The sequence below is a fragment of the Serratia sp. CoH_122_TC_1 genome (genome assembly GCF_058191755.1).
This window is the reverse complement of the sequence record NZ_JBXWLA010000004.1, coordinates 68209-91852: the sequence shown is the minus strand read 5'-3', so window position 1 is coordinate 91852 and position 23644 is coordinate 68209. Positions and strand designations below refer to the sequence as shown.

The 23644-nt window shown below is 48.4% G+C and carries 23 protein-coding genes and 4 pseudogenes; 20 read left to right on the top strand and 7 right to left on the bottom strand.

Annotated features, from left to right (window positions below):
- Positions 1-363 precede the first annotated feature (363 nt).
- From AC2FC2_RS06530 to AC2FC2_RS06440, 19 genes and pseudogenes are all read left to right on the top strand, one after another.
- Entirely contained in the window at positions 364-1671 is a 1308-nt protein-coding gene (locus AC2FC2_RS06530) for a hypothetical protein (protein WP_490658984.1), read from the top strand.
- Positions 1672-2019: 348 nt separating this feature from the next.
- Positions 2020-2454: a hypothetical protein gene (locus AC2FC2_RS06525; RefSeq protein WP_490658983.1), complete on the top strand. Its 435-nt coding sequence runs from the start codon at positions 2020-2022 to the stop codon at positions 2452-2454.
- Positions 2455-2593: 139 nt separating this feature from the next.
- Complete coding sequence (locus AC2FC2_RS06520) at positions 2594-3460, top strand: hypothetical protein (protein ID WP_232959597.1); 867 nt, start codon at positions 2594-2596, stop codon at positions 3458-3460.
- Between the two features lie 16 nt (positions 3461-3476).
- Positions 3477-3650: a hypothetical protein gene (locus tag AC2FC2_RS06515; protein WP_196230737.1), complete on the top strand. Its 174-nt coding sequence runs from the start codon at positions 3477-3479 to the stop codon at positions 3648-3650.
- A gap of 31 nt (positions 3651-3681) precedes the next feature.
- The gene (locus tag AC2FC2_RS06510; RefSeq protein WP_232959596.1) at positions 3682-4170 is read left to right on the top strand and encodes a hypothetical protein; all 489 of its coding nucleotides are present in this window, start codon (positions 3682-3684) and stop codon (positions 4168-4170) included.
- Between the two features lie 88 nt (positions 4171-4258).
- Positions 4259-5077, top strand: coding sequence for a DUF932 domain-containing protein (locus tag AC2FC2_RS06505; protein WP_232959594.1), 819 nt, complete (start codon positions 4259-4261; stop codon positions 5075-5077).
- 65 nt (positions 5078-5142) lie between these two features.
- A complete protein-coding gene (gene radC / locus AC2FC2_RS06500) occupies positions 5143-5613 on the top strand; it encodes a RadC family protein (protein WP_490658982.1) in 471 nt (156 codons plus the stop codon).
- On the top strand, positions 5610-5930 hold the full coding sequence (locus AC2FC2_RS06495) for a type IV toxin-antitoxin system YeeU family antitoxin (RefSeq protein WP_490658981.1): 321 nt from the start codon (positions 5610-5612) through the stop codon (positions 5928-5930). Before radC ends, AC2FC2_RS06495 begins: the two co-directional genes overlap by 4 nt.
- 35 nt (positions 5931-5965) lie before the next feature.
- A pseudogene (locus AC2FC2_RS06490) lies at positions 5966-6285 on the top strand (TA system toxin CbtA family protein).
- 443 nt (positions 6286-6728) lie between these two features.
- A complete protein-coding gene (locus AC2FC2_RS06485; protein ID WP_490658980.1) occupies positions 6729-8435 on the top strand; it encodes an AAA family ATPase in 1707 nt (568 codons plus the stop codon).
- Positions 8432-9484 carry a hypothetical protein gene (locus AC2FC2_RS06480; protein ID WP_490658979.1) on the top strand — a complete coding sequence of 351 codons (1053 nt, stop codon included), beginning with the start codon at positions 8432-8434 and terminating at the stop codon, positions 9482-9484. Before AC2FC2_RS06485 ends, AC2FC2_RS06480 begins: the two co-directional genes overlap by 4 nt.
- Before the next feature lie 410 nt (positions 9485-9894).
- Positions 9895-10040: pseudogene (locus tag AC2FC2_RS06475) on the top strand (DUF4942 domain-containing protein); the annotation flags it as partial.
- A gap of 76 nt (positions 10041-10116) precedes the next feature.
- Complete coding sequence (locus AC2FC2_RS06470) at positions 10117-10365, top strand: CopG family ribbon-helix-helix protein (RefSeq protein ID WP_490658978.1); 249 nt, start codon at positions 10117-10119, stop codon at positions 10363-10365.
- Between the two features lie 3 nt (positions 10366-10368).
- On the top strand, positions 10369-10644 hold the full coding sequence (locus AC2FC2_RS06465; RefSeq protein WP_490658977.1) for a type II toxin-antitoxin system RelE/ParE family toxin: 276 nt from the start codon (positions 10369-10371) through the stop codon (positions 10642-10644).
- Positions 10645-10932: 288 nt separating this feature from the next.
- The gene (locus AC2FC2_RS06460) at positions 10933-11568 is read left to right on the top strand and encodes a carbonic anhydrase (RefSeq protein ID WP_012005022.1); all 636 of its coding nucleotides are present in this window, start codon (positions 10933-10935) and stop codon (positions 11566-11568) included.
- A gap of 207 nt (positions 11569-11775) precedes the next feature.
- Complete coding sequence (locus tag AC2FC2_RS06455; protein WP_490658976.1) at positions 11776-12072, top strand: helix-turn-helix transcriptional regulator; 297 nt, start codon at positions 11776-11778, stop codon at positions 12070-12072.
- Positions 12027-12253: pseudogene (locus AC2FC2_RS06450) on the top strand (hypothetical protein); the annotation flags it as partial. The gene AC2FC2_RS06455 and the pseudogene AC2FC2_RS06450, both read left to right, overlap by 46 nt.
- A 115-nt stretch (positions 12254-12368) precedes the next feature.
- Positions 12369-14444 (top strand): McrB family protein, encoded by a 2076-nt coding sequence (locus tag AC2FC2_RS06445; protein WP_490659031.1) that lies wholly within the window; start codon positions 12369-12371, stop codon positions 14442-14444.
- Complete coding sequence (locus AC2FC2_RS06440) at positions 14437-15723, top strand: McrC family protein (RefSeq protein WP_490658975.1); 1287 nt, start codon at positions 14437-14439, stop codon at positions 15721-15723. The genes AC2FC2_RS06445 and AC2FC2_RS06440 overlap by 8 nt, the downstream gene beginning before the upstream one ends.
- Before the next feature lie 60 nt (positions 15724-15783).
- Here the strand turns inward: AC2FC2_RS06440 and AC2FC2_RS06435 are convergent, their stop codons facing one another.
- The 5 genes and pseudogenes from AC2FC2_RS06435 to ascF form a co-directional block, all read right to left on the bottom strand.
- Complete coding sequence (locus AC2FC2_RS06435) at positions 15784-16902, bottom strand: HNH endonuclease (RefSeq protein WP_490658974.1); 1119 nt, start codon at positions 16900-16902, stop codon at positions 15784-15786.
- 254 nt (positions 16903-17156) lie between these two features.
- Positions 17157-17465 (bottom strand): hypothetical protein, encoded by a 309-nt coding sequence (locus AC2FC2_RS06430; RefSeq protein ID WP_490659030.1) that lies wholly within the window; start codon positions 17463-17465, stop codon positions 17157-17159.
- An 84-nt stretch (positions 17466-17549) separates the two neighbouring features.
- Positions 17550-17600, bottom strand: a pseudogene (locus AC2FC2_RS06425) (hypothetical protein); the annotation flags it as partial.
- Positions 17601-17818: 218 nt separating this feature from the next.
- Positions 17819-19249 carry a 6-phospho-beta-glucosidase gene (locus AC2FC2_RS06420; protein ID WP_490658973.1) on the bottom strand — a complete coding sequence of 477 codons (1431 nt, stop codon included), beginning with the start codon at positions 19247-19249 and terminating at the stop codon, positions 17819-17821.
- A 223-nt stretch (positions 19250-19472) separates the two neighbouring features.
- Entirely contained in the window at positions 19473-20918 is a 1446-nt protein-coding gene (gene ascF, locus AC2FC2_RS06415; protein WP_490658972.1) for a PTS cellobiose/arbutin/salicin transporter subunit IIBC, read from the bottom strand.
- A 285-nt stretch (positions 20919-21203) separates the two neighbouring features.
- Here ascF and AC2FC2_RS06410 point away from each other — a divergent pair, with 285 nt between their 5' ends.
- On the top strand, positions 21204-22226 hold the full coding sequence (locus tag AC2FC2_RS06410; RefSeq protein ID WP_490658971.1) for a LacI family DNA-binding transcriptional regulator: 1023 nt from the start codon (positions 21204-21206) through the stop codon (positions 22224-22226).
- A gap of 50 nt (positions 22227-22276) precedes the next feature.
- On the opposite strand, the gene yjiA is transcribed toward AC2FC2_RS06410, so the two are convergent.
- Together yjiA and AC2FC2_RS06400 are read right to left on the bottom strand one after the other, a co-directional pair.
- On the bottom strand, positions 22277-23239 hold the full coding sequence (yjiA, locus tag AC2FC2_RS06405; protein ID WP_490658970.1) for a GTPase: 963 nt from the start codon (positions 23237-23239) through the stop codon (positions 22277-22279).
- Positions 23240-23254: 15 nt separating this feature from the next.
- Complete coding sequence (locus AC2FC2_RS06400) at positions 23255-23458, bottom strand: YbdD/YjiX family protein (protein WP_004953088.1); 204 nt, start codon at positions 23456-23458, stop codon at positions 23255-23257.
- Between the last annotated feature and the right edge of the window lie 186 nt (positions 23459-23644).

Below are 23644 nucleotides of genomic sequence, written 5' to 3'. Positions count from 1 at the left end.
GGGCGGCATCCTTTCAAATGGATAGGTCACAGATGTACGATTTTACTTTTTTTGTCCGGCGGAGGAGGGGCGTAATAGAGTTTAAACCTGGACCCTGGTTGTATAGCTACCCTGGAGCCTTTCCGCTCTGCTTTTTGGGAGTGTTTCTCATGCTTGTAGCAGGCACTTTGGTTGAGTACTATCGGGAAAGTGTTTTTTTTGATTTTTCTTGAAAAAAACCAGTATTCATAGTGATTGTGAGTGATTTTGCACCTACGTTTTTCCCTATGTATTTGCTATGATTAACGCTATGAGCTCCCCTACGAAACACCCTGAGGGTTCGGGCAGAAGGGGGAAGACGGTATGGTACAGAAGAGGGATTGAATGAACGGAAACAAGTCAGATGTGAAGCTAAAAAACGAAAGGGAATTAAGGTTTTATCGATGGTTATACAAAAATGAATCTGCCCTGCTAAATTATCAACTGAAGCCGGTTGTTAATGCGATAAATATAAGCTATTTATATTCTCTGGACATTAAGAGAGCATCCAAAGTCATTAACTCTGCAGTGCGTTCCTTTTATCATCCGGATATAGCCAATACATTCGGTAGAGCCAGTCGGGGGCATATTACTGAAAATTTCATTCCTTCACGTGATTTCGCTTGGTTCAAAAAATGCCAGGATGCTTGTTATTATGTCTGGCTTGCAATAAGAACAATAGACATCAAAATGCTTCCGGCTGGTTTTACTTCTTTTGATGTAAGTGATTATGGCTCTCCATTCGTACCAGCAATATTAACTTACGATCACCTCGATCTTATTCAGTATCCGGCAAGCCACACAGAACGACTCCTCACTATCACTGATTTCTTTGATCGCTGTGATTCCAGCTTAAAGGGGAAAATGGAGCTGCTGAATGCCATAAGGGCCGAATGGTATCGATTGTATAACTACAAGGATGTATTTCCTTTAACCAAGAAAGAAAAAGAAAAATGTGAGTGGGCATGGAAGTATCTTCAAAAAGACAGAGCCAACATAAAAGCAGGTGCAAAAAAAAGGAAGGAAAATAAAGAGTCAGAGAGAAAAAAACAGGAGAATAGCAGTCAGGGTGCGTTACATAACAGCAGTGGCGAAATGGGTGCTCAAGATAATAAGCAAACACCGCATATAGTCACATTGACTCAGGTTACTCAACAGATGTCACAGCAGTACCCGATATCAACATTAACTGAGCTCGCTCGACATTGCCCATCTTCTGTCAGTTATAACGATTATGCCACTCACAGTTCTCTTAAACATATAAGTGAAGATTCAGCAAGCATAAATACTATCACTTTGATGCAATATCTTAAACCGTCCAGCAATGCTGAGAAACGCCTCATAATTCGCTGTCTCTACACATGTTGGTATCATAAAGACTCTGGTTTTTTAAAGCGCTTTAATAAAGCATGGGAAGGCGTACATTTCAGGAAGAAGTATCGAATCATGAAAAAATCAACGCTATCACCTGAAACGACAGAGGCAGGCGATACTGATCTCACTGCCAGCCAAATTCCATCCATTGGAGAATTACCTAGTGAAAAAACACTCGCGGAAACACTCAGGGAAGTGTGTGAACAAAACCAGACATCACCTTCTGTTGATGATGCAAACAAAAATAACAATAAACCATTCATGGATTTTCCTTATTAAGGATTACATTTCCGGATATTAGTTTTGTATCGATAATAAAATTTATTACACCATTGCATTCCAGATCTTTTCACTCCTATATCACTCATATGAAGTCGCGCCAGTATGTATTACTGGTGTGGCTTTTGTGCATTGATCTGTTGTACCGATCGACACCCAAATTGTGATAGTTATTGACTATTGATAATTCTCTATTGATCGTTTTGACAATAGATAATAACGATCAATTTCTTAAAACTGATCTGTATTAACGATTATCCCGTCCCCTCTCAAACGCATACGATCAGATGGCCTTTTGTACAGCAAAAGGCCATTTTTCATTTATAAAACACTCAGTAAGGAACAACTATGCTGAAGTCGCCCTCTGCCTTGCTTTTCAGTGCTGCAGTATTCAATACCGCTTCGCACGCCGTCATCCTGGACCAGCAATGGGGAAGCTGGTTCGGCACCATCAGTGCGATGGAATTTGAAATTAACACAGACAATGCCAGCAACGAGCGCCTCACGCTTACCTGTACTGGCGGGCATCTGGCCCTTGCTTATAGCGTACCGACTGAAGATTACCGTGTGTCCTCTGAAACCGGCCTCGCAGAGCCGGGACTGAATATCGATTCAAAAACGTATTCACTGGGTGAAGCCGCTTTTATGGCCCTGAAGAACTCCGGTGACCGTGGTCAGGTCACAGTCACTTCCATGGGACAGAATCTCTCAAAATCCTTCAAAACTGCCGGGCTCCGGGAAGCGCTGCAGGACGTCACCTGGCAGGACTGCGTCAGTCGCTGAATCTCTTTTTCAAAAACAGTCTTAACGCTGCGGCGTGCTGAATACCTGTACAGGCCGTTATGCCGCTGTGACGGACTCCAGCCGGAATCTACCGACAACTTGCTTTCACTACTTCATTTATCAATACGAGGGGATTGCTGTGCGCAATATTATTACATTACTTCTGAGTCTGACCCTGCTGATGCTACCTTCCATGTCATTTGCACTGGATGTGTATGGTGAGGTTCATCCGCAACGTTACACCTTCTTTCTGACTCCTCAGGGCGGCAATGCCCTGAAGGCGGTCAATGACAAAACTGCCGCTTTACTCAATACCGCTCAGCAGGGAAATATGCGCGATGCGCTCACGGTGAACGCCCTTCAGAAAGAGGGCTATGACAGGGTGGGAATTGCGCCTTTTTATCCTTCAGACCGCAGTCAGTCTGCCATACGCGATGACGGTCAGGCGGTAAAGGCTGTGACCTGCTTAATGACTACCGTCACTGTACCCAACAGTACCCGTAAGGTGACGATGGACAGGACCTGGTGTCAGGATGAAGTGGGGGCTGCATACATCGGCTTCAGCGGCTGGGTCCATCGTGATGTGGTGCAAAAAGCCTGTCGCGTGGGGGATGCAGACTGTCCGGTGTATTTATCCCTGCAGGGAGATGACCCGACTATTCGTAACGATGCTGTTCGCTTCCGTGCTTCCAGAAAGCCAGTGGGAGAGACGAGCAACGTTGATGAACTCAGGGCTAATGGCTGCGCCATGGCGAACGAGTCTGTTCGTCTGGATTCCGGCACGCCGGGGCGCTGTAGCGCGATTACTGGCATTGATGCTTCACCCGGCAGCAAAAAGATGGTGGCGCATTTTAAGACAGACACTGGTGAGTCAGGGACACTGGAAGTGACATTTGATACCCCACACTCTCGTACTGTGATGGCCCGGCCCGTTGGCTCGTTCTATACCCAGTCGCTCAAAAACGGCAAATGGGTCTGCACCGGAGCATACGGAGCGTGTTACTGACACAAGGGCATAAATCGTGAAAAAAGAAACGCGAAAAACTGAACACCCTGACCTTACCTGGCCGCTGGTTCTGAGTGTTGCCGGGGTCACGATGATGCGCAGCCAGTCGGTGCTGGTTCAGACGCTCGGGGCCAGTCTGACCACGCTGAGCCTGATTAAGGGTCTAAAAAAACTGGCCTCGCTGGCCTGAGCCTCATTACAAATCACAGGATGCCAATCCCATGACTGACACGATAAAAGGGAAACTGAGTGGGCTGAAAAGCAAAATGCATTTTTCCCGTCACAGAGGAAAATCGCCAGAAACAGGCAATGAGGACCTCACTGAGGTAGGCGCGACAAATTCCCTCCCTGAGTTGGGGGAGTCCGTCAGCGACAGCAAAGTATCGAAATCCAGACAGATCCTGGAAAGCATCGTGATACACGGGCTACTAAATCTGGCCGAGAACAGGCTCAGCGATGATGCGTTTGTGGATGCTGTTTTTGAAAAGGCCTATGAGCTGCTACCGGCAGCGGTCAGGCTGGCCGTCAGCCGGGAGGTGTGCCGGACCTATCTGCACTCTCGTAAGAAGCCATTGCTGGCGCAACTGCAGCAATACCGTAATGACAGGCTCAGCATCACCGTACTTCCTGCCCACCATGATGCAATGAGTGCTGGCGCGGTTTCGGAGGTTACTGCAAAAACACAGCATGAAGGTGCACCCGACACTTAACGATAATTAGCTTCCACTGCAATCACAGGCCATATCTCCGAAAGGATATGGCCTTTTTCATTTATGCCGACCGAATAAGGAATCTATCATGAGATTAGCCAGCCGCTTTGGCCGCATTAACCAGATACGCCGTGACCGTCCGCTCACCCACGAAGAGCTGATGGCGCATGTACCCAGCGTGTTCGGGAGTGATAAACATGAATCACGCTCCGACCGCTATACCTACATCCCGACCATCACCATCCTCGAAAGTCTGCAGCGCGAAGGGTTTGAACCGTTCTTTGCCTGCCAGACCAGAGTCCGCGACCAGAGCAAACGAGAACATACGAAACACATGCTGCGCCTGCGTCGTGCCGGGCAACTGACCGGACAACAGGTACCGGAAATCATTCTGCTTAACAGCCATGACGGCTCATCGAGCTACCAGATGCTGCCGGGGCTGTTTCGTGGCGTCTGTACAAACGGACTGGTCTGCGGCCAGTCATTCGGAGAAGTTCGGGTGCCGCATAAAGGTAATGTCGTTGAGAAGGTGATTGAAGGGGCTTACGAAGTGCTCGGTGTGTTTGACCGGGTGGAAGAAAAGCGTGATGCGATGCAGTCACTTTTGTTACCGCCACCTGCTCAGCAGGCGATGGCGAAAGCAGCATTAACCTATCGCTTTGGTGAAGAGCATCAACCGGTGAAGGAATCGCAGATACTTACGCCACGCCGCTGGCAGGACGAGAGTAACGATCTATGGACCACTTACCAGCGTATTCAGGAAAACCTGATTAAAGGTGGCCTTTCGGGGCGCACGACCAGCGGCAAGCGCGCTCATACCCGTGCGGTAAACGGTATCGACGGCGATGTGAAGCTCAATCGTGCTCTGTGGGTGATGGCCGAGAATATGTTGCATCTCGCTTCTTGAAACTTTTTATCATTCTTCAGGCCCTGCTAATAAACCAGCGGGGCCTTTTGTTTTAAGGAACCATTATGTCTGTGTCCAACTTATCTACGATATTTCCGGCCAACGAGCAACGCGTTATTAGACGGGCATTACGACTTGTTGAGAAATATCAGCGTAAGCCCGGTGAGGCATTTACCTCTACAAGTTTCACCAAAACCTGGCTTCAGCTATATATGGCTCATCAGGAGCGTGAAGTGTTTATTGTGCTGTATCTCGATAATCAACATTGCCTGCTGGGACGAGAAACACTGTTTACCGGCACGCTCAGCCATACTGAGGTGCATCCCCGCGAAGTGGTGAAATCGGCCCTGAAGCATAATGCCGCTGCGGTCATTCTGGCGCACAACCACCCGTCTGGTACGACAGAAATCAGCCTGCAGGATAAACACATCACTCAGCGGGTGATGAAAGCGCTGGCACTGGTTGAGGTGCGGGTGCTGGATCATCTCGTTGTGGGTAGCGAAGTAGTTTCTTTTGCAGAGTGTGGCTTATTATGAAATCAACACTCCATGAATGGGGGCTCCAACCCGATATTTCACCACGATTTGGCGCCAGGCTGGTTCAGGAAGGCAACAGGTTGCATTATCTGGCCGACAGAGCCGCTTTTGCCGGAAGTTTCACCCCCGAGCAGTTACAAAAACTCGAACAGGTTTTCCCTCTACTACTAGAACACCTGGAAAATATGCTGTGTTCCGGCGAGCTCAATCCTCGTCGGCAACATCAGGTGAAGGTTCACCTTGCCGGATTAAAATGTGTCGCTGATACCCGTGCCAGTTGCGGCTACGTTTACATTTCAATTTATCCAGCTCAGTAACACTTCTTTCCTCTTCTTTTACCAGGACTTCACTCATGCAAATTTCAACTGTACCGGCGACGGTGCCGGTTTCGCCACGCCTGTCGCCCGTCCAGGTATGGCAGCAATTGCTATCGTATCTGCTGGAACACCATTACGGTCTCACGCTAAACGACCCCCCCTTCATTCCGAGGCAGCAATCTTGGAGCATATCGAGGCGGGAATAACGCTGGCTGATGCGGTAAATTTCCTGGTGGATCGCTATGAACTGGTATGCATCGACCGCAAAGGATTTAGCTGGCAGGAACAGACACCGTTTCTTACCGCTACTGATATTCTCAGGGCAAAACGTGCTACCGGATTAATGAATAATTAAATTCCTCGAGCCTCTTTCCAGATTTTTACCTCTGCACTTTCCACTCATTTTATTCATTGCATAATGCGCCTGCCATTCCCGGCAGGCGTGTTTGCTTTTATGGACGATTAATGATGCAAACAGAACCCGACGTGTTGACGGAACATAATGAACTCATCCTTTCGGTCAGCATCGAGAGCATTGTTACTGGTTGTGATAGTGCATTGAAGCTGATAGGGCAACTTAATCCAGCAGCTTGATGCTAATGACCTCCTAGACCCAAAATCTAGGGCTAAATGGGCGCAGGTTGTCGATGAGAATCTAGTTTCACTTTAGTCACTGTTTGAAAAATGAGCCCTGCATAAGTTTTGTGGTTATATTTTTTAGAGTGAGGATGCTATCATTCCTTAAAGATAGCTCATTGTATAGCAGTTCTACTTGAATTGTTCTTCAGAGGTTGTTCTATGAAAGTGTGTTTTGTATGGGTTGCAAAATTCAAAAATCTTATAAATTACGATGTTAATTTATCAAGTGATTATACATATACTTATAACCATGACACTCATTCTTTATGGAGGGAAAATAATGATGCATTACCAAATGATATCTTTGGAGAGAATGTTTCTGACATTACTGGTATCCTTGGAATTAACGGGGCTGGTAAGACTAACACTCTTGAGTTAATTTGCTTAACCCTTAAATCGAAAGATAAAATTAATGGGGATTATATTGTTATATATGAAAAAAACAATCAGCTAAGATATATCTCGTCGTTTGAAAAAAACATTGATGTTTTTTTTAGTCTGCAAAGGAAGTATGACCATAAAGAACTTAATGACTTGCATGTGATATTTTTCTCAAATGTTTTTGATAAAAACTATCTTGACCTTGGTAAAAATGTATCTGATGTATCTGTGAATAATAAGAACAACCCACGAACAATGGCAATGAATCGCACATCTCTTGATGTTGATATTATCAGTGATGTGCGATTTATAAAGTCTATAGAGTTTAGCAAGTTGGAATTGGAGTTGCCAAGGAAGTTAGATATTAAAGTGGAACGTACTCCAAAAAACCAAATGAGACAGAGATTTAGAAATGTAGACTCCATTGAAGATAAGTGCCTTAAAAATCTTAATGATTTCTTTCAGGAAAGCAGGAAACGACATAAGATAAAAAATGGATTAGAGATAATTTGTTTAAATATAAAAATTTCTTTTTTAATGTTTTTGGTGTCAATTGATAGTTCCATTGGCCTTAATACATCAACTAATTGTTCTAAAAATGATTTTTTAATTGCTTTAGATAATATATTAAATACTTCATTGAATAATGATTTAAATATAAATGATGTTATTGGTGAATTAAAAAAAATTGATAGCAATTACAGTTTGAAATTTCAACAATGGAATGATTCATTTACATATGATGAAATCTTTGATGTGTTGTTAAGTCTGGAGCATTTATTTCAAGAGATGGGCATGGAAATAGATGATACCATAAAGGGACAGCGAAGTATTTTCTCAATTGATTTTGATAAAACTGCGCCATGGTGGTATGAAAGAATTGCCTTTATTATAACGTCATTACGATATAGTTCTATATCATGGTCAGGAATAAGTTCAGGTCAAAGAGCATACTTAAATTTATTTAGTTCTATTTGGGGAGCGTTATCAAATAACCAAAATAATTATTCAGATAAAGAGGGCGTTTTAATATGTATTGATGAAGGTGATCTTTATTTACACCCGCAATGGCAAATTGAATTCATTGAGCGACTTGTTACTTGCTTGCCAAAAATATCAGGTGGCAAAGTGCAGATAATTATTACTACTCATTCTCCAATTTTGGTTACAGATCTTCCTGTCCAGTGTATTTCAGTCTTAGGCAATGAAAACTCTAATACGCGAAGACTAACTTCTTGCGGAGGAGGGCTTCATTCTCGAAACCAAACATTCGGAGCGAATATTTATGATATATATAGTTATTTGTTCGGAATGAATAGACAGAGAACAGGCAGTATCTCATCAAAATATATTAATAAAATAACGGGGATTTTAGATAAGGAATTCATTACTGATGATGAACTAAATGAGTTGAAAGTATCAGAGAAAATAATTGGAAATGAATTGATTCTTCATTATATAAATAAAAGGATTAATTTAAGATGATAAATATATTTATGCATTTGTCTATGTTCTCTAATGATGTAGACGGTCTTTTGAATGATACCGTAAGAAAAATGTGGAATGATTTAAATCCTAGGGAAAAAGATAATTCCTTTAAAAAAAATAGTCTTATCCAAAATGTCGGCAAGCTGCAATGCGTGGTTAGAAAAAAAGAGTATATAAATAAAAATGGGGCTGAACTGTCTGAAAGACATAAGAACTTTTCAGATTATTTAGCTATGGATGGGAATTTAGAGAGGATAATTAAAGCGAAGCCTGAGCAATTTGATGCTATAGTTGATGAGGTAAATTCGATTCTAAACAGCGATGATTTGGTTTGTAATGAAAAAATGACTGCGTTTGGTGTTTATTTGCTGAACAATGTTTTTGATTATACTTCTTATCGTAAAAAACCACACTGTTTCATTAGATATAAATCACTACATTTCCAAGAGGCTACTTGCCCTTATTGTAATGAAGGACTTGTAAAAATTGTAAGAAATGAGCAAAAACAAAGAGGAGAATCAAGGTTGCTTTTCGATATCGATCATTTTTATCCTAAACATTTGTACCCATACTTGGCTCTTTCTTTTTATAACCATATACCATCGTGTAAGACATGTAATCAAACATACAAGGGGGGAAAAAACTTCACTGTAAGGTCACATATTCATCCTTATCATCGTTGCTTTGATAGCTTATATTCCTTCATGCTAAATCATGGGGTGTTGTCTAATGAAAAAATAAAAAGCGTGAAATTGAAAAAAAATTCTGATATTTCTGATTTACTATATTCAGATCTGGAGTTGCAAGCTAGATATGAAGCTAACGTTAATTTGGCTAGGTTACCAAAACTTGTTGAGATATTAGAGAAAAATACCCACCTTTTAAAGGTGGAGGCGATGGGAAGTAAGGAGTTTGAACTGTTGATGGACAGGTTATTAGACTTTGGAGTAATTTTTAAAAAGGAGGGGATACTCACTTGTCCATTTAGCAAAATTCAACGAGATGTCGTTAAAATGTTTGACGTAAACGCTATCGTATTGAAATGATGTTAATTTTTCGTATGCCTTCGATTATATGATTTATAGTGTCTTTAAGTAACTTAATAGACATATTAGATTTATAATCTAATTTCTAAGGGGTAAGTGTGTACTTATCGAAGATATGTTTTTCCAAAAGGACATTATCCGGATCTTTTGTTTTTTTCAAGTTCAGCAGTATGTGTGATTGTGAATTAATGCATTGAGCATATATTTGAGTATATAAAAATATTTTTATGTTTTTATATCTATAAAATTCAGATTGTTAAGTTGATTTGGCGAGTCCGGCCTTGACCATTAGTACAGCGTGAACAAGAAGCCAACGAAAGGTGGTTTTTTTGTGCCTGCGATTCAGTATGGATTCCCCTTCCCACCAAATTAACTCTCTCAAGGTCAACCGACTTCAACGTACATCTCCTGATAACCTGCATAAGCAGATGGTTGACGACGACCTGATTTTCCGAAAGTGGGGAGTGGGCACATCACGTTTAAACGCCTGGATCCGGTAGAGAAGATGAACGAGATCGTGGCGAACCACGACCTTGAGATGCTACCAGCAAAATGAGCGGTGATGTTTTTATAAGCAGGAGCATGTTAAGGTTAATAGGAGTTATTAACTGTTATTGAACGAGGTAGTCCCTATGGGTTCGCTTACTAAACAAACCATCAGCGCACAGATACCCGTTGAGTTGGCAGCTGCTGTCGAAAATCTGGCTATAGAGTTGGATCGTTCTAAAAGCTGGATTATTAAGGAAGCGTTGACCCGTATGCTGGCCGAAAGTGAACGGCGTCACCAGAGCATCCAGGCCGGTCTTGCTGATGTGGATGCCGGTCGTGTAGTGAGTCATTCGGACATGATGGATTTCGCCAATCGTTTAAAGAAAACCTGATAAATGGAAATTTACTGGACGCTTAAAGCTCAGGATGACCTGGAACGTATCTACCGTTTTGCCCTTCAGTACAGCCGCCAGCATGCCGATGACGTTTTAGATCGTTTGATCATTGGCAGCACCGCTCTTACAGCACACCCGGCAATTGGCGTACAGCAGAGTCGCTATGAACCTCGGGAAGTTCGAAAAGTATTATTCGATGACTACGAAGTTCACTACGAACTCCGCGACGCTTCTCTTTACATCGTTGATCTCTGGCATACAAAAGAAGAACGATGAAGAGCCGCTCTTCTCATTAGTGAGTATTGCTTGCTGATGGGAAACGCATTTATGTGTTTTTTACTCTTTGCAGAAGCCACCGAAAGGTAGTTTTTTGTGCCTGAAATCCAGCCCCGCGAGTTTTTCCTACCTTACCCAGACTTATCCATCAACGGATTGCTGCACCTCTACATTATTACTTTGCAGGGTGCTCCACAGTGTCTTCATGCTCATCCGCCAAAGAGATGCTGGACTAACCGGGAGTGATGATTATCATGTTATCGATACTACCGATCCAGAGAGCGTGTTATGCAACATATCATTGAAGGTTTCCTCAGCTTCCAGAAAGAGATTTTCCCTCAGCGTAAGGAACTCTTCCGCAGCCTTGCCTCCAGCCAGAACCCTAAAGCGCTTTTTATTTCGTGTTCTGATAGCCGCCTGGTGCCCGAGCTTGTGACTCAGCAAGATCCGGGGCAGCTTTTCGTTATCCGTAACGCAGGCAACATCGTTCCTTCCTTTGGCCCGGAACCGGGCGGGGTGTCGGCGACCATCGAATACGCGGTAGTGGCACTCGGCGTCACGGATATCGTGATTTGCGGGCACTCGAACTGCGGCGCCATGAAGGCGATAGCCTCTTGTCAGTGCCTTGACCCGATGCCTGCTGTAGCCCACTGGCTGCACTACGCGGACGCGGCAAAAGCGGTGGTAGAGAAGAAAACCTGGGATAACGAAATCGACAAAGTTAATGCTATGGTCGAAGAGAACGTCATCGCCCAGCTAAATAACATTAAGACTCACCCGTCTGTTGCCGTGGGCTTGCGCAACAACGGCCTGCGCCTGCACGGCTGGGTATACGACATTGAAAGTGGCGAGATCCGCACGCTGGATAAAAATACGAAGAATTTCGTGTCACTGGCAGATAACCCCGCCGTTCACTTCGAATAACGTGATATCTGGCCTTGGCTATGACATTGAATCCACGCTCCGGCGTGGATTTTTTATGGGATAAATTTAGCTAAGCTAACAGTCTTTAGGCTGTATTTATGATAAAACACCCTATAAGCTGTATTTTGCATTTACAGCCTACGGGGTGCAATGTGAACCATACAGCTTATAATCTGTACACAGCGATGAGGCATCGAGCCGCTATCTATGAATACCGTCTATCCGTTAAAAACACTAAGCCAGCTACGTCCTTTACTGGTGGGTTTTCGTAAGGCAAAAGGTCTGACGCAAAAAGACGTCTCTGAGAGGCTGGGCGTCACCCAGCAGACCTATGCACGCATGGAGTCAAACCCGACATCAGCCAGCCTGGAACGTCTGTTTAGGGTGTTTAATGTGCTGGGTATTGAAATGGTGTTTTCATCAGAGCTTACCTCTCCGGGATGTGAAACCGAGGAGACTTCTGCCGAAGATATAAACTCACCCGTCAGGCGGGAACAGCGGTGATGACGCAGATTGCCAACAATACCCGTGAGCAAGCCATGCTGGGGGATTTCCCAAAAGCCATCGATGATGCGGTCATGGACAGCAATGAAGCGCAGCATGAAATGATGGTGCAGTATCTGTCCAACCCAGAGCTCGCCCAGGGTTTGCCCGCGTGGTGTTTGATATGCTGAAAGGCGCTTGAGAATGATTAGGCAGTGGCTAGCAGCCTTGATGTTAATGTCTTGGCTGTCGTAGTTTTGTAGTAACAGTACCGGTTTTCTTTCAAATAATAATGTCACCGTACAGGAACTATCGTGATGGATATCGTTGCCGATGTTGAAGCAGGTAAGCTGACTCTCAGTGAATTGATTAACTCACTGGCCGAATACAAAGATTACACCCATTCAGAATGGAATCACCGTTACCGCGAGTTTACGGCACTGCTTCAACAAACCCAGACATTCTCGGAGCCGGAGACGGATGATCTGGTTAAACGGCTTTGGTATGAGCGTGATAACGGTATTGCCAGTATCCGACAGGGTGTTCCGTCGTTGGCTGAGTTCCAACAAAGCCTGCCGCTACTCAGAGAACTGACCGAGCGTATTCATCGTCAACCCGACGAACAAACTTACCAATATGTAGAAGCCGCCTTGCAGCAAGCCAAAGAGACTGGGCAGCTCAAGCGGATGTATTGGAGCTTGAGGAATCGTGTCTTTGCGGCTTTTACCCCAGAAACTTGCACCAGCACGGTAGACGAGAATGCGTTTACCAAAGCCGCGATGTTTATAAATGAGCAATTTTCGCTTGGCCTGACGCTTGCTGGCGATTGGCTGCAGAAAAACCATGAGTTGAAGGGCGCGATTAACGGGCAACTGCCAGATGCGGATCCTTACTATGTGAACATGGCGATCTGGCATCTCTATGAACTGCTGCGTGAGCGTGACAGCGAGCAAAAACAAGAGAAAATGGTGAGCAGCGCCGTCACGGTGAGCAATGACGTGGTGAGCGTGGCGATACCGCAGCATTCACCCGTCAATATGATCTACTTTGGCCCCCCGGGAACCGGGAAGACCTTCATCTTGCAGCAAAAAATGAAGGAGTACACCACGCAGGCTGCTCCCGCCGATTATGATGCCTGGCTAGATTCCCGCCTTGAATCGCTTAACTGGATGCAGGTGATAACGCTGGTCTTGTTGGATCTGAATAAACGCGCCAAAGTTCGCCAACTGACTGAGCACCCGTGGTTCCAACGTAAAGCCTTATTGAATGGTCGCAGCAGTAATTTATCGCAAACGGCTTGGGCCACACTGCAATCTTTTACCGTGCCGGAATCCACCACGGTTGAATATAAAAATCGTCGTGAGCCTACGATTTTTAATAAAACGGCCGAGAGTGAGTGGTTCCTGGTTAAGTCGCAGCTAGAGCAAGTGGAAGATCTTGTTTCACTCTATGATGAGTTAAAGCAAGGCCCGCAAACCGCAGAGGCCATTCAGCGGTTTGCCGTAGTTACCTTCCATCAGTCTTATGGTTACGAAGAGTTTATCGAAGGGATGCGGGCTCGGGCCGATGAGGGCGGCAATATCTCTTATCCCATTGAGCCCGGCATTTTCATGCGTTTATGCCAGCGGGCTAATGCCGATCCGGCACACCGCTATGCCATTTTTATTGATGAGATTAACCGTGGCAATATCTCAAAGATTTTCGGTGAGCTGATTTCGCTGATTGAAATCGATAAGCGCGCTGGGATGAGCAATGCGATGAGCCTGCAACTGTCCTATAGCGGCCAGACATTCAGTGTGCCTGGCAACGTCGATATTATTGGGGCAATGAATACCGCAGACCGCTCATTAGCGCTGATGGACACTGCATTACGCCGACGCTTCGATTTTGTCGAGATGATGCCAGATCTCTCGTTACTCAGTGGCGCCAAAGTAAAAGGCATTGAGCTTGAATCGTTATTAGAGAAACTTAATAGCCGAATCGAGGCGCTTTACGATCGCGAGCATACGTTAGGGCATGCGTTCTTTATGCCGGTAAAAAAAGCCTGCGATGCGAAGGATGAAGAGAAGGCGTTTAAACAGCTGAAGGCGGCATTCCAGAAAAAGATCATTCCGTTATTGCAGGAATATTTCTTCGACGATTGGAACAAGATCCGGTTGGTGTTGGCAGATAATCAGAAGCAAGACGACAGCCTACAGTTTGTCATTGAGCAAACCGACGATCTAGACATGCTGTTTGGTGCTGACCATGGTTTACGGCGTCACGGGCAGCAATCAACAGTCTACGAACTTAAGGCTTTTGAGCAAGAAGTCTGGAATATGCCCCAGGCTTACCGTGCAATTTATCAACCCGAAGAGGCCGTCCCTGCTACACAGGCTGCGCAAAATGGGTGAGGTGATCTCTGTTTTTGAGTATGACCTGTTAGGTGTTGAAAAAGAAACGCCGGCCGGTGCTGTTCCTCTCCCTCATGAGGTATTCAATTATTTAGAATCGCTTAGCTTAACCAGCGAGAAGGGGAGCCAACTGCTCAAACTCACCTCACGCTCTGGGTGCAGGTTGCTGCAAGTACAAAATTACGCCGGGATACTTTATACCCCCTTTGGTCTGCAGCTTGAAGTTCTGCCCAAGATAGGCAAAAACCTTTCGCATGGGCATGCACGAGCAACATTGCTGACTATGCTGAGCCATTTGTCAGGGTTTAGGCATATCCAAACCCAGCAGGCTGCCGTTCATGCACAACGAATGCCTTTACTGGAGATTTTCATCAACCAGTTTTTGCACAGCGTTAGCCAACTGCTTAAACAGGGTCTGCGCTCAGACTATGTGAATGAACAGGGTAATTTACCCTTCATGAAAGGCAAACTGATGCTTTCCGCTCAGTTGCGACATAACGTTGTGGATCGTCATAAATTCTGTGTCGATTACGATGACTACTTGCCCGACTTTGTCGCCAATAGGCTCTTACACTCAGCACTTCATAAACTAGGCGGTCTTAGTCTGTCATCAGAGAATCAGCGCTGGCTGCAGGAAATGCGCTTTGCTTTTGATGGCGTTCCGTTTAGCCGAGATATTGATGGGGATATATCGAGCCTGCGCCTGGATCGCGGTATGGCTCATTACCATGAGCCGCTTGCATGGGCGCAATTGATTTTGCACGGAATGAGCCCGAGTGCTTTGCAAGGGGATGCTAAAGCCTTATCGCTGTTGTTCCCTATGGAGGCGGTGTTTGAATCTTTTGTCGCACAGACTCTTACTGATGAACTCCCACACGGCTTCAAATTAAAGCTGCAGGCTGCGAGCTACTCATTGGTTAAACATGGTGAGAGGGATTGCTTTAAGCTGCGCCCAGATTTGTTGATTCAGTCACGCCACCCGGTAAAAACTAAGATGGTGCTGGATACTAAATGGAAGTTGATTAATAACAACTCTCAGGAACAATCTCTCTATGGCATCGCACAATCTGATTTTTATCAAATGTTTGCATACGGCCAAAAATATCTTGGTGGCGACGGTGACATGTATTTGATCTACCCAGCACACGATGACTTCAACCATCCGATACCGCAGCACTTTGCATTCTCAAAGACATTGCGGTTATGGGTGGTACCTTATCGGATCACCGCAAAGCGTGGGCAGAGGATGATGTGGGGAAAAGACAGTCCTTTTGTCTAGACCCCTCTCTTTAAACACCACCCTCGAAGTATTCCTACACGGATAGTTTTTAAACGATAGCTATTTAAAACTCGCTTCTTTCAGCTCCAACTTCACCATCAAAGTCTGGTTCAGCGCTTTTCCGTCAGCCCCACTGTGTATCCGACGGTGGCAGGTAGGGCAGATAGCACCAACCCACTGAGGGTGGTCGGGGCCTTCATCGGCGAGGCGTTTTGTGTGGTGGGGTTCTAGATAAGGATCGCCATTCTTTTTCTGGAAGGGGGCTGGCTGCTCGCAGGATTCACAGATGCCATTGGCGCGTTGAAGTACGTATTTTTTCACGTCTTCGCTGCGTTCGAACCAAGATTGTTTGCTATCGCTCTCTTTGCGCCGGCTCGTCATCATGGATGATTTTATGGCCTTGGCGCGTAGCTGCTCGAGCGTTTCTTTCTTTTGGTCTACTTCTGATGTAGTGGTGTCATTGTCTACGTCTTGAGCAGAAGATACTCGGAATAAATTAAAAACTATCCCTTGCCTCATTTTTTTTTCGGTATCTAGACATTGGGTGTAATTCCATGAATCGCACTCAAACAATCCAATAAATTTTACGCCCGTACGTTTTTTATTATATTCAAATAAAAGTATATCCCTACCATTATCTTTATGGTCTCGGATATGTTTATTACCGTTGGTAAACGCCATGTCACCTTTCTGCCCCTCTCCCGTGTAGGAGAAGTGGTCGTCGTTAGACCATCCGTCTTTGTACCCATGCGTTTCGCCAGCCTCTCCGGTGAAAATGAAGATCACGGGGAATTCTTTGGGTGTCGATATTCCGCCTTGCTCTTGCCCGCCGTAGAGGTCGTGGAGGTCTTTACGTTTGTAAAGTTCACCTTTCTCTAATTTCTCCAGAGGATGCGGCGTTTCAATTACCTCGAGGCCAAGTTTTTTTAACTCTTGGATGACGGTTTCTAGATTAACACTGAATTTTACTTTATCTGAAGGTTCGCCAATTTGGAGAATATAAGCTGCGGTGGCTATCCCATTAATGTCGTATAGGGATTTATTATAACGGACCTTGTGTGTTCTTATTTTTTCAATTTTATTTTTCTTAAGGAAATCATCATAACCTTGGTTGTTATATTCTTCGATGGCTTTTAAAACAGCCGCTTTCGAAGATAACATTGCGATCTTTATAGCCAAAACATTCCCCTCATTGCAGAACGGATTCTGATCAATGCGTTTGCGTACTGCCAGCGGCCATGCGTCATTATCCAGCAGTTAACTCATCGATTTATCGAATGCGTTAACTATGCCAGGCCACGGGGGAAATGCCTACCTTCGTGAATGTGTTTATCGTGATATGTCAGTCAGATCTATGAGATTTACCGGAGTGATAAGAACGGTACAAAACTAATACCGTTCTTATTATTTGTTTTGGTTTTTATTTCAACTTATCAGCTCTGGCACTCCATCTCGCGCAGTGCACGGCCATAGAGGTTGCACAGTGCCGGTACTAAGTGAGCTGTTGCGTTGAGGTAGTGATTTAGCTGTTCCCACTGGGTGTCGTCGGTTTGCGGGTTCTTTTGCAGCAGATCGCCGAACAGCATCAGGCCGTGGCATAACCCTTCTGCCTGTTCGGCTGAGAGGGCGGCTAAGTCTAGGAGCTGTGTTGCATCTAAGGTGCTGAGATCGAGTTGGTTGAACAGTTGGCGGTAGAGGGTGAGGGTGTTTGTGGCGGATTGTGAGGTGGAAATGTTTTCCATGTGGCCGTTCTCCTTAGTGTGGTGCGTTGCTACCACGTGAGACGCTAAACCCATGGTGGTAGCCCAAACGGAGTTAGCGTTACCGGACACTAAGGAAACCGGCGCTTCTTGCGAAGCCTCCGCCTGGGCCACCATAATTCTGGATGTTCAAGGCCCCAGCATTATATACATAATGCTGCTCAGTGTATGTTCGGAACGCTAACTCCGGCTGCGGATTGTGCCGCAGCCAGGAGACTATAGCGCTGACAAAAAGGCGAAAAAATAGCCTGTATAGAATTACAGGGGCTTACTACTCAATCTGGAATGCAACTCGCAACAATAGCCTTTAGCGGCCCTTGTCGCCGCTAAACCCATCACCCCAAATCCGCCCCATTACTGGCAATCACCTTCTTGTACCACCAGAAGGATTTCTTCCGAGTGCGGGCAAGGGTGCCGTTGCCGCTGTCGTCGCGGTCGACGTAAACAAAGCCGTAGCGCTTGCTCATTTCCCCGGTCGAGGCCGCCACCAGGTCAATGCAGCCCCAGGTGGTGTAGCCGATCACCGGCACGCCGTCGGCGATGGCGTCGGCCATGGCACGGATGTGTTCCCGCAGGTAGCTGATGCGGTAATCGTCCACTATCTCGTCGTCGGCATTGAACTCGTCGTGGGCGCCCAGGCCGTTTTCCACTAGGAACAGCGGCTTTTGGTAACGGTCGTACATCATGTTCATGGTGATGCGCAAACCCAGTGGGTCGATGCCCCATCCCCAGTCGCTGCGCGGGATATGCGGGTTGGTCAGGGATTTCACCACGTTGGCGGCGCTGCTGTTGCTGTCGTTCATGTCGGCAGACGCGCAGCGCGAGGCGTAATAGCTGAAGGAGACAAAATCGACGGTGTTCTTCAGGATCTCGGCATCGCCTTCCTCCATTACGATGCTCACGCCTTTCTCGCGGAACACCCGGGCAGAGTAAGCAGGGTAGGCACCACGGGCCTGCACGTCGATAAAGAACAGGTTCTCACGGTCTTTCTCCAGCGCGGCCCACACGTCTTCCGGCTTGCTGGACCAGGGGTAGAAATTGCCGCCGGCCAGCATGCAGCCCACTTGGTTGGCAGGGTTCACTTCATGCGCAATGCGCGTCGCCAGGGCGCTGGCCACCAGTTCGTGGTGTATGGCCTGGTATTTTACCTGCTCCGGGTTCTCGCCTGCTTCAAACACCAATCCTGCCCCGGAAAACGGGCTGTGCAGCACAATGTTGATCTCGTTGAAGGTGAGCCAATACTTCACCAGCCCGTCGAAGGCTTCAAAGCAGGTGCGGGCATAGCGGGTGAAAAATTCCACCATTTTGCGGCTGCGCCAGGAGCCGTATTCGGTCACCAGGTGCATCGGCACGTCGAAATGGCACAGCGTCACCAGCGGCTCGATGCCGTATTTACGGCATTCTTCGAACAGGCTGCGGTAGAAGGCGATGCCCTCCGGGTTAGGCGTCAGCTCGTCGCCGTTCGGGTAAATCCGGCTCCAGGCGATGGAGGTGCGGAACACGGTGAAGCCCATCTCCGCCATCAGCGCAATGTCGTCGCGGTAGCGATGGTAAAAATCAATGGCGTCGTGGCTGGGGTAAAACTCGTCTTCGCGCAGGCTAAAGCGCTTCTCCAGGCCCAGCTTCACCGGCATGCGGTTGGGGCCATGCGGGATCATGTCAACCGTGGTCAGCCCTTTGCCGCCCTCGCGATAACCCCCCTCCGACTGGTTGGCGGCCAGGGCGCCGCCCCATAAGAACCCTTGCGGGAATGTTGAATCAGACATGTAATCCTCAATTACCCGTCATACTTGAAGCTGCCTCTGTGTTGGCTGCGTTACAAGACCCATCCGTGGCTCTTGCCCCTTCGGGGCCGCTGCAAACAGCGTTCAAATCTGTTCCTGACAGATTTGTCGCACACCCCAGTCACTTAGTTGACTAAGCTCCTGGGGATGTACGGCCTTGCCGCCGTGATGCAACTCCAATTATTTAGGGTATAAAAATAGTGCGTTAATGGACAACGTTAGCGGTATTCGCCGCAGGCGCAGTGGCCGCCGTTGGCGAGGCTTCGCTTTCCGGAATGTCTTCAAAGCCCAACAGCAGCGTGAGCACGAACGACAGCACCACGGAAAGCACCATTACGCCGCCGACCCAGACAATGCTCATCGGGTTCGTCGGGTCAAAGAACTGCACGCTGGTGAACAGGCCGGGCGACGCCATCGAATGGCTGGCCAGCCCGCCGATACCGGCGACGGCACCGCAGACAAAGCCGCTGATCAGGCTGGCGATCAGCGGGCGTTTAAGCCGCACCGCCACGCCGTACAGCGCCGGTTCGGAAATGCCCGCCACAATGGCGGAGGCGGCGGCGGCCAAGGCGGTCTGGCGCAGTTCGCGGTTCTTGGTTTTGAACGCCACGGCTAGCGAAGAACCGCCGAGCGACAGGTTGGCGCCAATCTCTGACGGCATCACCATGCCCTCTTTGCCGGTCTCGGCGATGGTCTGAATAATGGTCGGGGTGAAGACGCGGTGCATGCCGGTCATCACCAGCAGCGGCCAGATCGCCCCCATAATGGCGACGGAAAGCCAGCCCAAATAGCCGTGCACGGTGTACACCAGCGCCGAAATACCGCTGCCGATCCAGATGCCGAGCGGGCCAATCAACACAATCGCGATCGGCGCGGCGATCAGCACAATCAGCATCGGCTTAAGGAAGTTTTTGGTCACCGCCGGGGTGATGCGGTCTACCCAGCGCTCGATGTACGACAAAATCCAGGTCATCACCAGCGCGGGGATCACCGTGTAGGTGTATTTCACCGCCGTCACCGGAATGTAAGCGAACTCCACCGCCTGGCCCTGCGCCGCCTTGGCCATCAGGTCGATAAAGTTAGGGTGCAGCAGCACCCCGGCAATGGCGATCGCCAGCGACATGTTGGTTTTGAATTTCAGCGCCGCAGAGGCGGCGACCATCACCGGCAGGAAGAAGAACGCCCCATCGCCAATCACGTTGAGGATGATCAGGGTCGACGAGCCTTTGTCGAACACCCCGGCCATATCCAGCATCATTGCCAGCAGTTTCACCATCGAACCGCCGATAATGGCGGGGATCAACGGCGACATGGTGCCCACCAGCGCGTCGAGAATGCCGGCGCCGATGCCTTTCAGGGTGATTTTGCGCTTTGCCGGCACGGCGGCGGGGGCGTTACCCGGTAGGCCGAGCGCCAGCACCGCCTGGTAGGCTTTTGACACCTCATTACCGATGATCACCTGGCACTGCTCGCCGCTGTGCACCACGCCCATCACGCCGCTAATCGCTTTGAGCTTTGGCGTGTCGATCAGTGCCTTGTCTTTCACCACGAATCGCAAGCGGGTCATGCAGTGCGTAACGGCGTCGATGTTGCTGAGACCGCCCAACGCATTCACGATGGCGGGTGAGATCTCTGCGTAGTTCTTCGGCATAAGGTTGTCGTCTCTTCAGATATGAATTCGGATTGCCCAAAGGCTCACTTTTACTGCCTGGGCGATCCGCCGTTCCATCTCAATGAAACGCCCACAAGAAACCGGTTTCACAAAATCATGCTGATCTGTTTTTGATCTGGCAAGAATTATGATTTTTGGGTTTTTCGTTTCGTGAACCTGGTCACTTTAAGGCCGAAGGGGACGGCAGCGGCAGGCGTGAAAAGATTTCAAACGGGGGGCGTCTTGGGTAGACTGCGCTGAACCCTGGATTTTGACGGCGCAGAGATGGCAACAATACTTGAGGTGGCTAAAAGGGCGGGCGTGTCGAAAGCGACGGTGTCCCGCGTGCTGTCCGGCAGCGGCTATGTCGGCCCGGAAAAGCGCGAACAGGTAGAGAAAGCCATTGCCGAGACCGGCTACCGGCCCAACCTGTTGGCGCGCAATCTCGCCACCAAAACTACCCAGACCATCGGGCTGGTGGTCACCAACACGCTGTACAGTGGCAACTACTTCAGCGAGCTGATGTTTCAGTCGGCGCGCATTATGGAAGAGCACGGCCGCCAACTGATCCTGGCGGACGGCAAGCACACCGCCGAAGAGGAAAAGGCCGCCATTCAATTCCTGCTGGATTTGCGCTGTGACGGCGTGATCATCTACCCGCGCTTTCTGTCGATTGCGGAGATGGACGCGATCATTTCCCAGCATAAACAGCCGATTCTGGTCATCAATCGCCGGTTAAGGCTGAACGACAGCTACTGCATCTTCAGCGATCAGCACGCCACCAGCGCGACGGCGGTCAGGCACCTGATCGAACAGGGGCACCGCGATATTGCCTTTATCACCGGTTCGCTGGATTCACCTACCGGGCTGGAGCGGCTTTCCGGCTATAAAGCCGCGTTGGCGGAGCGGGGTATCGCGGTCGATAGCGCTCTGATTGTCGAAGGCAAGTGGAATGCGCAAAGCGGCATGGCGGCGGTCGATGCGCTGCTGGCTAGCGGCTGCACGTTCAGCGCCATTGTTGCCAGCAACGACGAGATGGCCATCGGCGCGATTAAGCGCTTAACCGAATGCCAAATCCCGGTGCCGTCCGCTGTGTCGGTGATAGGTTTTGATGACATCCCGCTGGCACCTTATACCATTCCCTCGCTCTCCAGCATGAAAATGCCGGTGACCGACATGATCAAGGAAACCATCAATCGGCTGGTGTCGATGCTGGATGGCGGCGAGCTGAGCAAACGCCCGGCCTTCCCGGCGAGCCTGATCCTGCGGGATTCTGTAGCGGCGGGGCCGTATTTTCAGAAGGGGTAAGGGGCAGAAATGGGCTGCGCGAGCAAAGGCGCAGCCTGATGAACTTAAGGTTATGTCAGGTCGGCAAACCGCTGGCGGATCGTCTCCTCCGGCAAATCCACACCGATAAACACCAGGGTGCTGCGGCGCTCTTCCTCTGGCAGCCACTCGCGGTCCCAGTCGGCGTTATACAGCCGTTGCACGCCCTGGAACAGTAGGCGGCGCGGCTCGTCCTTGATCGACAAAATCCCCTTATAACGCAGCAGGCTGTCGGCGTATTCCAGCAGCAGGCCCTCCATCACTTCGGATATCTGCATCAGTTCCAGCGGTTGCTCGTGGTACACCACAATCGACGTAATGTTGTTCTGCGCCTGCGGGATGCGGCGGAACAGCGGGGCAGGCGGCGTCAGGGTCAGCTTGTCGTTCAGCACAAAGCCTTCGATGTCGAACAATACGCCAAGATCGATATCGCCGTGCGTCACTTTATACACCGGTGCGCGGGCATTCATCTGCTGTAGGCGTTGTATCAGCGCTTCGCAGTCCGGTGCCACGTCGGTTTTGGTCAGCAGAATGCGGTCGGCGTAGCCCACCTGCGCCTGTGCGATGCTGAACTGGCTGAGTTGTTGATCGGCATGTGCGGCGTCCACCAGCGTGATGATGCCGTCGAGCAGGAAGCGTTCGCAGAGGATCTCATGTGAGAAAAAGGTCTGGGTGATCGGGCCGGGGTCGGCCATACCGGTGCATTCAATGATCAGCCGATCGAACTCCAGTTGGCCGCTGTCTACGCCGTCCAGCAAGTCGAGCAGTGCGTCTGCCAGCTCGTTGGATTTGCTGCAGCAGATGCAGCCGTTGCTCAGGGTAGTGATGCGGCTGGCGCGATCGCCAATCAAGGCGTTGTCGATCGGCACTTCGCCGAACTCGTTTTCAATCACGGCAATCTTGTAGCCGTGTTCGGCGTTGAGAATATGGCGGAGCAGGGTGGTTTTACCGGCACCCAAAAAGCCGGTCAGAATGGTGACTGCGATGGGTTTCATTGCGGATCCTTTTAACTAACAACAGCGCATACCGCCTTTACCGTCCCCACCGTAGCGGGCCTGCTGGCGTTCGCGGAAAAACTCTTTATAGGTCATCACCGGCTTGTCCGGGTGGTTGTCTTTCATATGCTGGACGTAGGTATCGTAGTCAGGCACGCCGACCAACATGCGCGCCGCCTGCCCGAGATATTTCCCCGCTTGGCCGAGATTACCGAACATAATTCCTTTCCCTCGTTGATGAAAATACCCTGCATAATAGACCCGCCATACTTGAAGCTGCCTCTTTGTTGACTACGCAGACTCACCGGCTTGCCGCCGCGAGGCAACTCTACGTATTTAAGGTATAGATCTCATTATATCCAATAGATTTCAAGTTGCAGGTAGGCGGCAACTGAGCGAAGCCCC

Excerpts from the sequence above, each read along its gene's own strand:
- AC2FC2_RS06460 (WP_012005022.1), top strand. The coding sequence starts at position 10,933 with ATGCAACATATCATTGAAGGTTTCCTCAGCTTCCAGAAAGAGATTTTC.
- yjiA (WP_490658970.1), bottom strand. The coding sequence starts at position 23,239 with ATGAAACCCATCGCAGTCACCATTCTGACCGGCTTTTTGGGTGCCGGT.
- AC2FC2_RS06510 (WP_232959596.1), top strand. The coding sequence starts at position 3,682 with ATGACTGACACGATAAAAGGGAAACTGAGTGGGCTGAAAAGCAAAATG.
- ascF (WP_490658972.1), bottom strand. The coding sequence starts at position 20,918 with ATGCCGAAGAACTACGCAGAGATCTCACCCGCCATCGTGAATGCGTTG.
- AC2FC2_RS06455 (WP_490658976.1), top strand. The coding sequence starts at position 11,776 with ATGAATACCGTCTATCCGTTAAAAACACTAAGCCAGCTACGTCCTTTA.
- AC2FC2_RS06440 (WP_490658975.1), top strand. The coding sequence starts at position 14,437 with ATGGGTGAGGTGATCTCTGTTTTTGAGTATGACCTGTTAGGTGTTGAA.
- radC (WP_490658982.1), top strand. The coding sequence starts at position 5,143 with ATGTCTGTGTCCAACTTATCTACGATATTTCCGGCCAACGAGCAACGC.
- AC2FC2_RS06495 (WP_490658981.1), top strand. The coding sequence starts at position 5,610 with ATGAAATCAACACTCCATGAATGGGGGCTCCAACCCGATATTTCACCA.
- AC2FC2_RS06480 (WP_490658979.1), top strand. The coding sequence starts at position 8,432 with ATGATAAATATATTTATGCATTTGTCTATGTTCTCTAATGATGTAGAC.
- AC2FC2_RS06470 (WP_490658978.1), top strand. The coding sequence starts at position 10,117 with ATGGGTTCGCTTACTAAACAAACCATCAGCGCACAGATACCCGTTGAG.
- AC2FC2_RS06485 (WP_490658980.1), top strand. The coding sequence starts at position 6,729 with ATGAAAGTGTGTTTTGTATGGGTTGCAAAATTCAAAAATCTTATAAAT.
- AC2FC2_RS06445 (WP_490659031.1), top strand. The coding sequence starts at position 12,369 with ATGGATATCGTTGCCGATGTTGAAGCAGGTAAGCTGACTCTCAGTGAA.
- AC2FC2_RS06530 (WP_490658984.1), top strand. The coding sequence starts at position 364 with ATGAACGGAAACAAGTCAGATGTGAAGCTAAAAAACGAAAGGGAATTA.
- AC2FC2_RS06525 (WP_490658983.1), top strand. The coding sequence starts at position 2,020 with ATGCTGAAGTCGCCCTCTGCCTTGCTTTTCAGTGCTGCAGTATTCAAT.
- AC2FC2_RS06430 (WP_490659030.1), bottom strand. The coding sequence starts at position 17,465 with ATGGAAAACATTTCCACCTCACAATCCGCCACAAACACCCTCACCCTC.
- AC2FC2_RS06400 (WP_004953088.1), bottom strand. The coding sequence starts at position 23,458 with ATGTTCGGTAATCTCGGCCAAGCGGGGAAATATCTCGGGCAGGCGGCG.
- AC2FC2_RS06410 (WP_490658971.1), top strand. The coding sequence starts at position 21,204 with ATGGCAACAATACTTGAGGTGGCTAAAAGGGCGGGCGTGTCGAAAGCG.
- AC2FC2_RS06505 (WP_232959594.1), top strand. The coding sequence starts at position 4,259 with ATGAGATTAGCCAGCCGCTTTGGCCGCATTAACCAGATACGCCGTGAC.
- AC2FC2_RS06420 (WP_490658973.1), bottom strand. The coding sequence starts at position 19,249 with ATGTCTGATTCAACATTCCCGCAAGGGTTCTTATGGGGCGGCGCCCTG.
- AC2FC2_RS06465 (WP_490658977.1), top strand. The coding sequence starts at position 10,369 with ATGGAAATTTACTGGACGCTTAAAGCTCAGGATGACCTGGAACGTATC.